The sequence below is a fragment of the Brevundimonas vesicularis genome (assembly GCF_027105095.1).
Taxonomy (GTDB): Bacteria; Pseudomonadota; Alphaproteobacteria; order Caulobacterales; family Caulobacteraceae; genus Brevundimonas; species Brevundimonas vesicularis_E.
Map to the genome: position 1 here is coordinate 1464618 of NZ_CP114278.1, position 15539 is coordinate 1480156.

At 65.1% G+C, this 15539-nt stretch carries 10 protein-coding genes; all 10 read left to right on the forward strand.

Going from position 1 to position 15539, the window contains the following annotated elements:
- The first annotated feature begins 4 nt into the window (after positions 1 to 4).
- The 10 genes from O2K97_RS07365 to O2K97_RS07410 all read left to right on the forward strand — a co-directional run bounded on the left by O2K97_RS07365 (position 5) and on the right by O2K97_RS07410 (position 15391).
- On the forward strand, positions 5 to 1141 hold the full coding sequence (locus O2K97_RS07365; protein WP_269221004.1) for an isobutyryl-CoA dehydrogenase: 1137 nt from the start codon (positions 5 to 7) through the stop codon (positions 1139 to 1141).
- Positions 1138 to 2187 carry an enoyl-CoA hydratase/isomerase family protein gene (locus O2K97_RS07370; RefSeq protein WP_269221005.1) on the forward strand — a complete coding sequence of 350 codons (1050 nt, stop codon included), beginning with the start codon at positions 1138 to 1140 and terminating at the stop codon, positions 2185 to 2187. The genes O2K97_RS07365 and O2K97_RS07370 overlap by 4 nt, the downstream gene beginning before the upstream one ends.
- 28 nt (positions 2188 to 2215) lie before the next feature.
- Positions 2216 to 3118 (forward strand): 3-hydroxyisobutyrate dehydrogenase, encoded by a 903-nt coding sequence (gene mmsB / locus O2K97_RS07375; protein WP_269221006.1) that lies wholly within the window; start codon positions 2216 to 2218, stop codon positions 3116 to 3118.
- A 355-nt stretch (positions 3119 to 3473) separates the two neighbouring features.
- A complete protein-coding gene (locus O2K97_RS07380; RefSeq protein ID WP_269221007.1) occupies positions 3474 to 4544 on the forward strand; it encodes a LacI family DNA-binding transcriptional regulator in 1071 nt (356 codons plus the stop codon).
- Positions 4545 to 4593: 49 nt separating this feature from the next.
- The gene (locus O2K97_RS07385; protein WP_269221008.1) at positions 4594 to 7596 is read left to right on the forward strand and encodes a TonB-dependent receptor; all 3003 of its coding nucleotides are present in this window, start codon (positions 4594 to 4596) and stop codon (positions 7594 to 7596) included.
- Positions 7597 to 7672: 76 nt separating this feature from the next.
- Positions 7673 to 9139 carry a glucoamylase family protein gene (locus O2K97_RS07390; RefSeq protein ID WP_269221009.1) on the forward strand — a complete coding sequence of 489 codons (1467 nt, stop codon included), beginning with the start codon at positions 7673 to 7675 and terminating at the stop codon, positions 9137 to 9139.
- On the forward strand, positions 9136 to 10404 hold the full coding sequence (locus O2K97_RS07395; RefSeq protein ID WP_269221010.1) for a sugar ABC transporter substrate-binding protein: 1269 nt from the start codon (positions 9136 to 9138) through the stop codon (positions 10402 to 10404). Before O2K97_RS07390 ends, O2K97_RS07395 begins: the two co-directional genes overlap by 4 nt.
- On the forward strand, positions 10401 to 11345 hold the full coding sequence (locus O2K97_RS07400) for a carbohydrate ABC transporter permease (protein WP_269221011.1): 945 nt from the start codon (positions 10401 to 10403) through the stop codon (positions 11343 to 11345). Before O2K97_RS07395 ends, O2K97_RS07400 begins: the two co-directional genes overlap by 4 nt.
- On the forward strand, positions 11342 to 12157 hold the full coding sequence (locus O2K97_RS07405; RefSeq protein ID WP_269221012.1) for a carbohydrate ABC transporter permease: 816 nt from the start codon (positions 11342 to 11344) through the stop codon (positions 12155 to 12157). The genes O2K97_RS07400 and O2K97_RS07405 overlap by 4 nt, the downstream gene beginning before the upstream one ends.
- A gap of 18 nt (positions 12158 to 12175) precedes the next feature.
- The gene (locus O2K97_RS07410; protein ID WP_269221013.1) at positions 12176 to 15391 is read left to right on the forward strand and encodes a discoidin domain-containing protein; all 3216 of its coding nucleotides are present in this window, start codon (positions 12176 to 12178) and stop codon (positions 15389 to 15391) included.
- Positions 15392 to 15539: the final 148 nt, after the last annotated feature.

Here is a 15539-nt window from a genome sequence, read left to right on the forward strand (position 1 = left end):
CGTCATGGATTTCGCTCTCAACGACGATCAGCGCGCCATTCAGGACGCGGCCCGCGCCTTTTCCGAGGCCGAGCTGGCGCCTCATTCGGCCCGCTGGGACGAGGACAAGCATTTCCCCGTCGAGGTGATGAAACAGGCGGCCGAAATGGGCTTCTGCGGCATCTATACGGCTGAGGAGCACGGCGGAATGGCCCTGGGCCGGGTCGAGGCGGCGGTGATTTTCGAAGAGCTTTCGCGCGGCGACGTGGCGACGGCGGCCTTCATCTCGATCCACAACATGGCGACGTGGATGATCGATCGCTTCGGGTCGGACGACCTGCGCGGCCGGTTCGTGCCGTCGCTGGTCGGGATGGAGAAGATCGCTTCCTATTGCCTGACCGAGCCGGGCTCGGGGTCGGATGCGGCGGCGCTGCGGACCACGGCCATGCGCGACGGCGACCATTATGTGCTGAACGGGGCAAAGGCCTTCATCTCCGGCGCAGGGACTTCTGACGTCTATGTCGTCATGGTCCGAACGGGCGGCGAGGGTCCAAAGGGCGTCAGCGCGATCGTGGTCGAGGCCGGCACGCCCGGCCTGTCGTTCGGCGCGCAGGAAAAGAAGATGGGCTGGAACGCTCAGCCGACCGCCATCGTCCAGTTCGACGACTGTCGCGTGCCGGTCGCCAACCTGCTGGGCGAAGAGGGGGCGGGCTTCCGCTACGCCATGGCCGGTCTGGACGGCGGGCGCCTGAACATCGCCGCCTGTTCGTTGGGCGGGGCGCGGCTGGCGCTGGAGACAGCGCAGGACTACGTCGCCACCCGCAAACAGTTCGGCCGTCCGATCGGCGAGTTCCAGGCGCTGCAGTTCCGGCTAGCGGACATGGCCACGGACCTGGAGGCGGCGCGTCTGATGGTGTTGCGCGGCGCCTGGGCCATCGACACCGACCACCCGGAAAAGACGAAGTGGTGCGCCATGGCCAAGCGCCTGGCCACCGACGCCTGTTTCCAGATCGCCGACGAGGCCCTGCAACTGCACGGCGGCTATGGCTATCTGAAGGACTATCCGCTGGAACGGATCGTGCGCGACTTGCGGGTTCATCGCATTCTGGAAGGCACGAACGAGATCATGCGGGTGATCATCGCGCGGGAGATGACCAAGTGAGCGAGGCCGAAGTCATCACCCGCATCGAAAACGGCGTCGGCCGGATCACGCTGCACCGGCCCAGGGCGATCCACGCTCTAACGCGGCCGATGTGCGAGACGATGATCGCGACCTTGCTGGACTGGCGCGACGACGCGGCGGTGCAGTGCGTGCTGGTCGACCATGCGGGCGAGCGCGGGTTCTGCGCGGGGGGCGACATCCGCATGATCGCCGAAAGCGGCGCGGGCGACGGCGCCGATGCGCGGGCCTTCTTCAAGGCGGAATACCAGCTGAACGCCCTGATGTTCGGCTATCCCAAGCCGATCACGGCGATCGTGGACGGCATCGTGATGGGCGGAGGCGTCGGGATTTCGGAGCCGGCGGACATCCGTGTGGCGACAGAACGCACCACCTACGCCATGCCGGAGACGGGCATCGGCCTGTATCCAGAGGTTGGGGGCGGCTGGTTCCTACCGCGCCTGCCGGGCCAGACGGGCGTCTGGATCGGCCTGACCGGCGCGCGACTGAAGGCGGCCGATACGGTGGCCCTGGGCATCCATACCCACTTCGTACCATCCGAGGACGTCGAGGCGTTGAAGGCCGATCTGCTGGCCGGCCCCGCCGATCCGGCGTCGGTCGCCGCGCGCCATGCGAAGGACGCGGGGCCGTCGCCGCTGGCTGCCCATCGCGAGACCATCGACCGGCTGTTCGCCTTCGACACGGTCGAGGAGATTTTCGCGGCGCTCGAATCGGACGGATCGGGCTGGGCGGCGGCGCAATTGGCGACGCTGAAGACCAAGTCGCCGACCTCGCTGAAGGTCACGCTGCGTCACATCCGCAAGGGGGCCAAGGCCGCGTCCTTCGACGACAACATGGCCGTGGAATACGCCGTCAGCGGCCGGATCGGCGCCACCCACGACTTCCAGGAAGGCGTGCGGGCCGTGATCGTGGACAAGGACAATGCGCCGAAATGGTCCCCGGCGGACCTGTCGGGCGTTACCGACGAGACGCTGGATGCGCTGTTCGCGCCGTTGCCGGACAATGAAAAATGGACGCCGCTGGCCTGACCACGGCGCCGACAAAGGGAGAGACACCATGACCAAGATCGCCTTCATCGGCCTGGGCAATATGGGCGGCGGCATGGCCGCGAACCAGGCCAAGGCGGGCCATGCAGTCGTCGCCTTCGACCTGTCGGCGCAGGCGCTGGAACGGGCGGTGGCGGCCGGTTGCGTCGCGGCCGGATCGGTCGCCGAGGCGGTCAAGAACGCCGAGGTGGTCATCACCATGCTGCCGGCCGGGCCGCACGTGCTGAAGGTCTATTCCGAACAGATCATCGGCGCTGCGCCGTCGACCGCCCTGCTGCTCGACTGTTCGACCATCGATGTTGAAACCGCGCGCAAGGTCGCCGGTCTTGCCAAATCGGCCGGCTACGCCTTTGCCGACGCGCCCGTGTCAGGCGGCACCGCAGCGGCGGATGCGGGCACGCTGGCCTTCATGGTCGGCTGCGACGAGGGCGACTTCGCCCGCGTCGAGGCGGCGCTGGAGCCTATGAGCCGCATTACCATCCGCGCCGGCGATCATGGGGTGGGGCAGGCGGCCAAGATCTGCAACAACATGCTACTCGGCATCTCCATGCTGGGCACGTGCGAGGCCATCGCCCTGGCCGAAAAGCTGGGCCTGGATCCCGAACGGTTCTTCGAGATCGCGTCCAAGTCTTCGGGTCAGTGCTGGAGCGTGACCAGCTACTATCCCTGGCCGGGTCCGGTGCCGACCGCGCCGTCCAATCGCGACTATAAGGGCGGGTTCGCCACGGCCATGATGTTGAAGGACCTGAAGCTGGCCCAGGACGCAGCGGCGAAATCGGGCGCCTCGACGCCTTTGGGCGCACAGGCCGAGGCGCTTTACGCCCTGTTCGACGGAATCGGGCACGGCGGCCGCGATTTCTCCGCCATGCTGCAGATGCTGCGCGGCAAGCTGGATGAGCTTAACCCGGCATAGATTCGTCTTTCGCATCGTGATTGCGGCCCGTGCAGCTTCGGCGGTGCGGGCCTTTTCGTATGCGGTTGCGGCCGCGACGCCTATCGCCGGGTGTTGGTGCGACCAAGGCGCGCGCCTGTCGCGTTCGCCTTGTTCGCACCGCCGGATGAGCCTGTGAAGAGCGCAGTCAAAGCAGCGACTTAGCTTTCGTTACTCGTTGGGACGGCTCCAGCGGAGATCAAAAATCGCCTGAAATGTGGCCGAATGGCGCTTGCGGCGCACATTGCTCCTGTGTCATGTAACCGCTTACATCGCCTATCGACGGATCTTCGAAAAGGGGCCGGGACGATAGGGAGCAGGGAGAATGGCATTGGACATGGCTGCGCCTAGCGCTGCGTCTGCACGGCAGGAGGGCCAGCCCTTCGCCAAGGCCGCCACCATGCGCGACGTGGCTGAACGCGCCAATGTGTCGGTGGCTTCTGTCTCTCGTGTGTTGAACGGCTTGGGCGTGACCTCGGACGCGACGCGCCAGCGGGTGCTCGATGCGGTCGAGGACCTTCGCTATGTCCCGCACTTCGGCGCCCGCAGCCTGTCGACCAGCAAGAACGACACGATCGGCGTCATCCTGCCTGACCTGTTCGGCGAGTTCTTCTCCGAGTTGATCCGGGGCATGGACCTCGCTGCCCGCGCCCATGGGAAGCATCTGATCGTCTCCAGTTCGCATGACGGCGCCGAGGACACCCTGGCTGCCGTGCGGTCGATGCGCGGGCGTGTGGACGGCATGATCGTGCTGTCGCCGCATCTGGGCGCGGCGAACCTGTCGTCAGAGTTCGCCGGTCGGATGCCGGTCCTGCTGATGAACGGCGGCGCGGCAGAGCCCGTCCGGGCGTCCATCATGATCGACAACCACGGCGGCGCCGTCGGCGCGGTCCAGCACCTGCTGTCCACCGGCCGCAGACGGATCGCCCACATTCGCGGCGCCGCCGGCAACATCGAGGCGGACGCGCGCGCGGCCGGGTACACGGCGGCGCTGGACGGTCATGACCCGATCATCGTCGAGGGCGACTTCTCTCAAGCCTCGGGCCATCGCGCCGCGACCCAGCTTCTGGCCATGACGGAGCGGCCCGACGCCGTGTTCGCCGCCAATGACATGATGGCCGTGGGCGCGCTTCTGGCCTTCCAGGAAGCCGGCGTGCGCTGTCCTGAAGACATCGCCGTCGTCGGCTTCGATGACGTGCCTATCGCCGCCCTGATGAGGCCTGCGCTAACCACCATGCGCGTCAACATCGCGGAAATCGGTCGAAGGGGCGTCGAACGCCTGATCGGCCTGGTCCAGGCCGGCGCGACCGCCGACGCCACGGACACCGCTTGCGAAATCGTTCGGCCGATCCTGGTCGAACGCCAGTCCACCGCGGCGGCCTCGTCCGCCAGGTTCAACAAAGGGTAGGCCAGCCATGTCGCTGACAACCGATCCCATCAGGAGGGGAGAGTTCAGGATGACCCAGTTCAACACGCGTAAGGCCGCCTTGGCCGCCGCATCGGCGCTAGCCATCAGCATGGCGGTCGTCGGCGGCGCGCAGGCGCAGAACGCCACAACCACGCTTCGTGGCGCCGTCTACGATGGTCAGACAGTCGAGGCCGGCGCGACGGTTGTCGCCACTGAGGTCTCGACCGGTTATGCGACCCGGGCCAGTGTCGGTGGCGATGGTCGCTACGTGCTGTCCGGACTGCGTCCGGGCACTTATCGCGTGCAAGTGACGAGCGCTGACGGCCAGACTGCAGAAGAGACGGTCACCCTTGCTCTTGGTCAGGTGGGCACGCTGAACCTGGATGTCGCCGGAGCAACGACGACGGCTTCTACTGACGGCGCGACCGAGCTGGGCGACATCGTCGTCACCGGCCGCCGCGTCTTTGAGGTGCGCACACCTGAAGTCGCCACCAATGTGACGCAGCAACAGATCAACAACCTTCCGCAGATCAGCCGCAACTTCCTGAACTTCGCCGCCCTGGCCCCGGGGCTGCGAGTTCGCGAAGACGACACCGAGCGCACCATCTCGGCCGGCGGCCAGACCGCTCAAGCGATCAACGTCTTCATCGACGGCCAGAACCGCAAGTCGCTGATCAACGACGGCGGTGTCGCCGGTCAGGACGACAGTCGCGGCACGCCCTTCCCTCAGGGCGCCGTCCAAGAGTTCCGCGTCATCAGCCAGAACTTCAAGGCCGAGTACGAACAAGCCGGTTCGGCCATCATCACCGCCGTGACGCGCTCGGGCACGAACGAGTTCCATGGCGATATCTTCGCCTATTACCAAGACCCTGACTGGATCGCCCAAGACGAGATTTCGGAACGCCGTGGATCCGAGAAGGCGCCGCTGAAGCGGCTCCAATACGGCGCCAGCCTGGGTGGCCCCATCATCCAGGATCGTCTGCACTTCTTCGGCGCCTATGAGCGCAAAGATGAGGACCGGATTTCGCAGTCCTTCCTGAACCGCACGGAATATAACGACTTCTTCGCGGCGGACCTTGGCACCACCTCGACCCCCTACGAGCAGGACATCTTCTTTGGAAAGCTGTCATGGCAGATCAATGAGCGCCAACGTCTTGAGCTTAGTGCGGAATATAAGACGGAAGAGGACATCCGTGGAGCTAGCGGGCAAAACTCTCCCAGCAGGGCCGCCCGAAACAACGGTGAGAATAAGGCTTTCAACCTGCGTCACCAGTACCAAGGCGATCGCTTCCTGAACGAGTTCGCGGTCGACTACTTGGAAGCGACTTATGAACAGTCTGTTATCAATGGTGGTGACTACGGTCGTCGGTACGTCATATTCCGCGACGACAACGCGAACACCCCTGGTTTTCAGTACAATATAAACAATCGAGAGGCGACAGTATTTACTGCTGGCGGTCGGGCTGACTCGCAGCTTCTGCGGCAGAAAAGCACGACGGTTCGTAACGACCTAACTATCCCAGATTTGTCTTGGATGGGTACACACACCATTAAAATGGGTGCAAAGTATTCCATGCAGAACTATTTCGTCCAAAAAGATTTCGGTCGAAATCCTACTTTCACCTACGACATAGAGGCTCGCCCCGAAATCAATGGGAGCCGTACTATACCTGTTGCTGTTGATCTGGGGGTTGCTGTGCCTCCCGCTGATGCAGATAACAACGTCCTCGGTCTGTATATCCAGGATGATTGGCAGATCACCGACAAGCTGGAAATCAACCTCGGCATTCGCTGGGACTACGAGGACAACGCGGTAAACAACGACTACCGTACGCCAGACTCGATCCGGAACATGCTGGCCGCAATCCAGAACCTTCCGAACTACGATTTCCCATCTTACTTCAAGCCGGCGGGCTATATATCTGACGGTGATCGGCCGGCTTTCAAGGACGCCTTCCAGCCGCGTTTCGGCTTCTCCTACGACGTGTTCGGCGACGAGCGGACGGTGCTGTTCGGCGGCGCTGGTCGCTACTACGACCGTATCGGCTTCAACTTCGCCTTCGATGAGAGGTTCAAGCCGTTCCAGTTCAACAAGACGATCTACTTCTCCAATAATGGCGGTCTAGTCGGCGGCCAGCAGACCGTTGCTTGGAACCCTGCTTACCTCACGCCTGCAGGCCTTGATCCGCTTCTGGCGGCCTCACCGGGGGCCGGCGAAGTCTTTCTTGTAAAGAACAACTTTGAGCCGCCGCGCACCGATCAGTTCAACATCGGCGTAAGACAGAAGTTCGGAAAATGGCAGACGGCGCTGACCTTTGCTGCGGGTCATACCGAGGGTGAATCGGCCTGGTATATCGCCAACGCTCTTACCGAAACTGGTGGGCGCTTCAACGGACCGTCGCCTACCTCGGTCGGTTTCCCGCAATTCCGGAATGCGATCTTCTTCCAAAACACTGATAAAGAACGTGACTACAAAGCGATCTATCTGACGGCGGACAAGCCATACAACGCCCAAGATAACTGGGGCTTCAACCTCGCATACACTTATATGGATGCGACCCAGAACGGGAGCCGCGATAATGGTTATGCGGCCTTCGATTTCGACTACAATGTCCCCAGCCAGTCACCGGAGTTCCGTTCGGCGACGGATGAGCGGCATCGTATCGTTGCTTCGGGCACACTGGGCTTGCCGGCCGACTTCCTGCTGTCCGGCATAGTCACCTTGGGTTCGGGCTTGCCGTACAATGTCTTCAACTGCCCGGATGCGCCGGCTGGCGGTCCCAACATCTGTTGGAATGCTGGCAATCCGGAGAAGCGCGCCTTCCTGCCCGGACTGAATTTCGCCTACCGTCAGATCGATCTTCGCTTGACGAAGACGTTCGAAGTGTTCGGCGGACAGCGTGTGGAGTTCATCGCAGACGCCATCAATCTGTTTAACTTCACAAACTACAGCTCCTTCGAAGGCAGCTACACCAACCCACGTTTCGGCGCTGGAACCGGGGTCTTTACGCCGACCCGCAGCTTTCAGGTCGGCCTGCGTTACGCCTTCTAAATCCTGAGCCTGGGCCGCCTCGTGCTTGTCGCGAGGCGGCCTTTCTTTTTTCGATTGAGACCTAGTGAGCGTGCCCATGAATCGTCGAAACTTCCTGATGCGGACCACCACAGGCGCGGCGGCTCTGGCCGTTGGATTTCCGGTGATGGCGGCGGCGCAGCAGGCGGCGACGACGGGGGCGGTCAATGGGACGCAGAGACGGCCGATGCGGCTGGATCAAGAGATTGAGGAACTTCAAGAGCGGACGTTCCGCTGGTTCGAGAAGGTCACGGATCGCAGGACCGGCCTGACGCCGGATCGCTGGCCGACGCCGTCGTTCTGTTCGGTGGCGGCGGTCGGGTTCGCCCTGACCTGCTGGCCGGTGGGTGTCGAGCGCGGCTGGATGAGCCGGGCCGAGGCGCGTGAGCGGACCCTGACGACGCTGCGCTTCTTCCATGACCTACCGCAGGGCCCGGAGGCCAGCGGCACGGCGGGGTACAAGGGCTTCTTCTACCACTTCCTGGATATGGAGACGGGGCTTCGTTACCGGACCAACGAACTGTCGACGGTCGATACGGCGCTGCTGATCGGCGGCATGCTGTTCGCCGCCCGCTACTTCGACGGCCGTCATGCCGACGAGGCGGAAATCCGTCAGAAGGCCCAGGCCATCTATGAGCGGATCGAATGGCCGTGGGCCGTGATCCGCGACAACCGCATCACCATGGGCTGGCACCCCGAGAGCGGCTTTATTCCCTCCGACTGGCACGTCTATAACGAGGGCATGCTGTTGCTGCTGCTGGCCATCGGCAGCCCGACCCATCCGGTGTCGGTCAATGTCTGGCACGAATGGGCGGCCAGCTACGACGAGAGCTGGACCGATCGCTGGGGCAGCTGGCACCTGAATTTCGCCCCCATCTTCGGGCACCAGTACAGCCATATGTTCATCGACTTCCGCGGCATTCAGGACGCCTGGATGCGCGGGCAGTCTGCCCAACTGGGCGAATACCTCGACTATTTCGAAAACAGCCGCCGCGCCGTCTACGCCCAGCAGAAATACGCCCACGACAACCCTGGCGGCTGGGCCGGCTATTCGTCCGAGGTCTGGGGGCTGACGGCCTGCGACGGGCCGGGCGACTTCAAACAGGTCATCGATGGCAAGGAGCGCGAGTTCTTCAGCTATTCCGCGCGCGGGCCAGGCGACCGGGACGACGGCACCATCGCGCCGACGGCGGCGGCCAGCTCCATCGCATTCGCCCCGGAGATCGTGGCGCCCTGCATCAAGGCGATGAAGGCCAAATATGGCGCGGGCATCTATACGGAGTGGGGGTTCCTCGACAGCTTCAACCCGACCCTGACGGTGCGCGACGGGCCGCTGCAGCACGGCAACATCGTGGACGGCGTGGGCTGGGTGGACAGCGACTATCTGGGCATCGACCAGGGGCCGATCGTCATCATGACCGAGAACCACAGGTCCGAGTTCGTCTGGCGCTATATGCGCGGCGAGCCCAATATCCGCCGGGCGCTCGACATCGCGGGCTTCACCGGCGGCTGGATGAACGGATGAGTTTGACGGCCCATAGGCGCGGCGCTCTGGCCCTCATGGCGGCAGGGGCGGCTGCGGCCTGCACCCCGCGCCGCGACGGCGAGACCGTTCTGCGCTTCTGGGCCATGGGCAATGAGGGTGGAACGGTCGAGCAACTGATGCCCGAGTTCGAGCGCCGCAATCCGGGCGTCCGGGTCTCGGTCCAGCCTCTGCCGTGGACGGCTGCGCACGAAAAGCTGCTGACCGCCTATGCCGGGGCCTCGCTGCCGGACGTCAGCCAGATCGGCAATACCTGGGTGGCGGAGCTGACCGCCATCGGCGCCCTGTCGCCGACCCCGCCCGAGGCCGCGAACCTGCTGACCGACCAGTTTCCGGCGGTGCTGGAGACCAACGAGATCGCCGGCCGCGCCATGACCACGCCCTGGTATGTCGACACGCGGCTGTTGTTCTATCGCAAGGACTTGCTGGCGCGGGCAGGGTTCGACGCCCCGCCCGAAAACTGGGCCGAATGGAAGCGGGCCATGCATGCGATCAAGCGTGTGGCGGGCGGCGACAACTACGCCATCCTGCTGCCGTTGAACGAGTTCGAGCAGCTTCTGACCTTCGGGCTTCAAATCGACGAGCCGCTGCTGCGGGATCGGGATACGCGCGGAAACTTCTCCAACCCCGGTTTCGTCGCGGCCCTGGCCTTCTATCGCAGCCTGTTCAACGAGCAGTTGGCGCCGCTGGCCTCGTCGACCCAGATTTCGAACGTCTGGACCGAGTTCGCCAGGGGCTATTTCAGCTTCTACTTCTCCGGCCCATGGAGCGTCGGCGATTTCCGCAGCAAGCTGCCCGCGTCGTTCCAACCGAACTGGGCCACGGCGGGCGTGCCGGGACCGAACGGCCTGGGCGCCTCGGCGCCGGGCGGGTCCAGTCTGGCGGTATTCAAATCCTCCCCGCATCAGGAGGCGGCCTGGGCCCTGGTCCGCTATCTGTCTGAACCGACGGTGCAGGCCCGCTTCAACACCATCGTCGGCGACCTGCCGGCGCGCCAGAGCGCCTGGGACATCGCGGGCGTGGAGCGTGATCCGATGCTGGCGCCGTTCCGGGGGCAACTGGCGCGCGCCAAGGCCGTGCCCAAGGCGCCCGAATGGGAGCGGATCGTTACGGAGATGCAGATCGTCGCCGAACGGATGGTGCGCGGCGAGTACACGCCCGAGAGCGCCGCCGCCGAGATCGACCGCCGTGTCGATCGGCTTCTGGAGAAACGACGCTGGATGTTGGAAAAGGGCAGGGCCGTATGACCGTCGTCGATCCGACACTAGTCAATGCGGAGACCAAGGTCATCCCGTCGCGTGGACGCGGCGCTCGCGAGCGTGCCGCCTGGGCTTTCGTCGCCCCGGCCATGCTCGCCATCGGCCTGTTCTTCGCCATTCCGGTGATCGCGGCCCTGCTGCTCAGCCTGACCGACTTCGACATCTACGCCCTGGCGAACCTGGACAACCTGCGTTTCGTGGGCTTGCAGAACTATGAGCGGCTCCTGACCAATCCCCTGTTCTGGGGGGCGATGAAGAACACCCTGACCTTCGCCGTCCTCGGCGTGCCCCTGTCCATCGCCGCATCCCTGGCGGCGGCGGTGATCCTGAACGCGCGGGTCGTGAAGTGGCGGCCGATCTGGCGGGTGATGTTCTTCGCCCCCTATGTCACCACCCTGGTCGCGACGGCGGTGGTTTGGCGCTATCTGCTGCACACCCGCTACGGCGTCATCAACTGGGGGCTGGAGAGCATCGGCCTGCCGGCCGTGGACTGGCTGGGCGACCCGTCTACATCGATCCCGGCGATCCTGATGTTCGTGGTCTGGAAGATCTTTGGCTACAACATGCTGATCTTCCTGGCGGTGCTTCAGACCGTGCCGGACGACCTGTACGAGGCCGCGCGCATCGACGGCGCCGGCCCGTGGAAGCAGTTCCGCCATGTGACCCTGCCGGCCATCGCGCCGACCATGCTGCTGGTTTCGATCATCTCGGTCGCCAGCTTCTTCCAGCTGTTCGCCGAACCCTATGTGATGACGCAGGGCGGACCGGCCCAGAGCACGGTGACGGTGCTCTACTTCATGTACGAAGAGGGCTTCAAATGGTGGAACCTGGGGTCCGCCAGCGCCGTGGCCTTCGTCCTGTTCCTGTGCATCCTTGCGATCACCCTGGTCCAGCTCACGGTCGCCAAGCGGGTGGGGGCGTATCAATGAAACTCCGCGCGATCCTGCTCAATCTGGCCGTCGGCCTCATCGCTCTAGTCGTGCTGTTCCCACTGGTCTGGATGGTGTCGGTCAGCTTCATGGCGACCGGCGAGGCCGCCGTCTTCCCGCCGCCGCTGCTGCCGTCGCACTGGACGCTGGAGCACTATCGCGATCTGTTCCTGAACCAGGGCATGGGGCGGTATCTGTGGAACAGCTTCGCCCTTGCGACCTTGGCGACGATCCTGGCGCTGGGGTTTACGGTCCCAGCCGGCTACGCCTTCGCCAAGCTGAAGTTCGCAGGGCGCGAGCGGCTGTTTCAGTTCCTGGTCGCCGCCCTGGTGGTGCCGGCCCAGATCGGCACCTTGCCGCTGTTCCTGATGCTGAAGGGGATGGGGCTGGTGAACACCTACGCCGGCGCCTTGGTGCCGTGGTTGGCCTCGATCTTCGGCCTGTTCCTGGTGCGCCAGTATGCGCTGAGCATTCCCGACGAGATGCTGGAGGCCGCCCGCATCGACGGCGCCAGCGAGGGCCAGATCTTCCGCCGCGTGGTCCTGCCGACCTTGCAGCCGATCATCGTGACCCTGGGCCTGTTCGTCTTCCTGGGCAGCTGGAACGACTTCCTGTGGCCCCTGATCATCCTGACGGACCAGTCGAACTACACCCTGCCGGTCGCGTTGGCGGCCCTGTCGCGCGAGCATGTGCAGGACATCGAACTGATGATGGCCGGCGCCGTCGTCACGGTGGCGCCCGTGCTGATCCTCTTCCTCGCCCTGCAACGCTACTACATCCGCGGTATGCTCGCGGGCAGCGTGAAGGGCTGACCAGAACTGCGAGTTTCGATGCGTAACCTCCTGCTGGCCGCCGCCTCGGTCCTGACCCTCGCCCTGGCCGCGCCCGCCGTCGCCCAGGAAACGCGAGTTCTCGACAGCATGGATGACGCCACGCGGTGGGAGGCCAGCGCCTCGACCGACATTCACGCCGCTGTCTCCGCCGTCGCCGGCCATGACGGGAAAGCGGTGCGCCTCGACTACGATTTCGACGGCAAGGCGGGCTATGCGGTGCTCAGCCGCCCGCTGCCGTTCGACCTGCCCGACAACTACGAAATCAGCTTCTGGGTGCGCGGCGCCGGGCCGACCAATACCTTCGAGGTCAAGCTGACCGACGCCTCGGCCGACAACGTCTGGTGGAAGCAGACGGCGCGCTACGACTTCCCAGACGGTTGGACCCGGTTCGTCATCAAACGCCGTCAGGTCTCCAAAGCTTGGGGACCAAGTCCTAAAACCGTCCTGCGTCGCGCCGAACGGGTCGAGTTTGTCGTGGTCGCGGCCGAGGGCGGCAAGGGCTCGGTCGAGATCGACCAACTGACCCTGCGCGCCCTACCGGTCGATCCGCCGGTTCCGCCCCAGCCGATCGCCAGCGATGGACGCACTGCGTCGACCGCCGCCAACGCCGTCGATTTCGACCCTAAAACCGCCTGGACCCCGCCGGTGGGCGAGGCGTCGGCCCTGACGCTGGACCTGGGCTACGAGCGCGAGTTCGGCGGGCTGACCCTGCGCTGGGGCGAGCGGGGCGCGGCGAGCGACTATCGCGTTTCGGCCTCCCTGGATGGGCGCGACTGGCGCGAGCTGGCGACGGTCACGAGCGGCAATGGCGGCGTGGACTGGCTGAGAACGCCCGAGGCGACGGCGCGCTGGCTGAGACTTGAGCCGCTAAAGCCCGTCCCGGCGCCGGACGTGGTTGGTTCGTCCGGTGCGGGCCAGCGGCTGGGCGCAGCCCAGGCCACGACCTATGCGCTGAACGAGATCGAGGTCGAACCGCTGACGTTCGGCGCGGACCGCACCGTGTTTCTGGAAGCCGTGGCCAAGGAAAACCGGCGCGGCGTCTATCCGCGCGGCTTCTCCGGCGAGCAGTCCTACTGGACCCTGGTCGGGGTCGATGGGGGCGGGGAGAGCGGCCTGATCGGCGAGGACGGCGCCATCGAGCTTCGCCGCGCCGGACCCAGTATCGAACCCTTCGTGGTCGACAACGGGCGGCTGATCACCTGGGCCGACGTCAATATCGAACAGGGGCTGAAGGACGGCGATCTGCCGATCCCGTCCGTGACCTGGACCGCCGACGACTGGACGCTGAAGATCACCAGCTTCGCCGACGGACCGGCCGATCAGGCGCAGCTCTGGGGCCGGTACGACTTGACCAACACTTCCAGCCGGCCGCGCACCCTGACCCTGGCCCTGGCCGCGCGGCCAATGCAGGTGAATGCGCCGCGTCAGTTCCTCGCCATTCCCGGCGGTGTCAGCCCAATGGAGACGATCGGCTGGGACGGCGCGCAGTTGAGCCTGAACGACGCGGTGCGAGTGCAGCCGTTGGCGACGCCGGATCAGGTCGCGCTGGCGACCTTCGACGCCGGCAGCGACCCGCAGTCCCTGATTCTGCCGTCTGCGCGACGACCGGCCGCCGAGCCCATGACGACGACCGACGCCACGGGTCTGGCCGCTGGCGCACTGACCTACGAGGTGGCGCTGCAACCCGGCGAGACGCGCACGGTCGGTTGGGTGTCGCAGCTATCGGGCGACGCCTTGCCGCCCGAGCCGGTGGGACAGGCGGCGGCTGTGCTGGAGGCGGTCGAGACACGGCTGGCGGCTGAATGGCGCGCGAAACTGGATCGGGTGGACCTGACCTTGCCGCCTGCCGCCCAGAGGATCGAGGACGCGCTGAAATCCTCGCTGGCCCATATGCTGATGTCGCGTCAGGGGCCGATCCTCCAACCTGGAACCCGCAGCTACAACCGCTCCTGGATCCGCGACGGGGCCATGATGGCAGAGGGTTTGAACCGGCTGGGCATGGCCGAGCATTCGGCCGACTATCTGCGCTGGTACGCCCCCTATGTGTTCGAGAACGGCAAGGTGCCGTGCTGCGTCGATGCGCGCGGCGCCGATCCGGTGCCCGAGAACGACAGCCACGGCGAGTTCGTCTTCCTGGCCGCCGAAACCTATCGCTACACAAAGGACGAAGCCCTGCTGCGCCAGGTCTGGCCGCAGGTGCAAAAGGCGATCACCTATATGGACGAACTGCGCGCCTCGACCCGGACGGCAGCCTTCCAGGCGCCGGACCAGCGTCACCTATATGGCCTGCTGCCACCGACGATCAGCCACGAGGGCTATTCGGATAAGGCGGCCTATTCCTATTGGGACGATTTCTGGGGCCTGCTGGGCTACAAGGATGCGGTCTTCATCGCCGAAACGGTGGGCGATGCGGAGGCCGCCGCCCGCTATGCGGCGGCGCGGGATCAGTTCGCCGCCGACATCCGCGCGTCGATCACGGCGACGGCGGCCCATCATGGCATTGACTGGATCGCGGGCGCTGCGGACCGGGGCGATTTCGACGCCACCTCGACAACCATCGCCCTGTCGCCGGCGGGCGAACAGGATAATCTGCCGCCTGAGTTTCTGGCGCGAACCTTCGATCGCTACTGGGAAAACTTCCAGAACCGGCTGACCAATCGCACGGCGTGGAAGGACTATACCCCCTACGAATGGCGGCTGGTCGGCGCCTATGTGCGGCTGGGTCAGAAGGACCGAGCGCTGGATGTGCTGGACTTCCTCATGGCCGACCGCCGACCCGAGGCCTGGAACGGCTGGGCCGAGGTGGTGGGCCGCGAAAAGCGCGAGCCACGCTTCATTGGGGACATGCCGCACGCCTGGATCAGCTCGGACTATATCCGCTCGGCGCTGGATCTGTTCGCCTATGAGCGGGACCGCGATCACGCTTTGGTTCTGGCGGCGGGCGTGCCGGAGGCGTGGCTGGACACCGCCGAGGGCGTCGGCGTGCGGGATCTACGCACCGCCTATGGGCCGCTGACCTACGCCTACCGCAAGGAACGGCAGGGCTATGTGCTCACCCTGGGCGACGGCGCGACGCCGCCGGGCGGCTTCGTCCTGCAATGGCCGGCGGGGCAGGGGCGGCCGGAGCGCGTTCGGATCGATGGCCGGTCCGCGACGTGGTCGGGTGATGAACTGCTCATTCCGGTTGGGGCGCGGCTGGTAGAGTTGCGCTGACTACTACGTTCCTTCTCCCATTGGGAGAAGGTGGCCCGAAGGGCCGGATGAGGGTCGGCCGGTAGGCCAGGTCGCAGCATCCGCCCATCACCCTTTCGCGCAAGACCGTTCGCTACGCTCTCGGGCGCACAAGCCCTCTCCCAAAGGG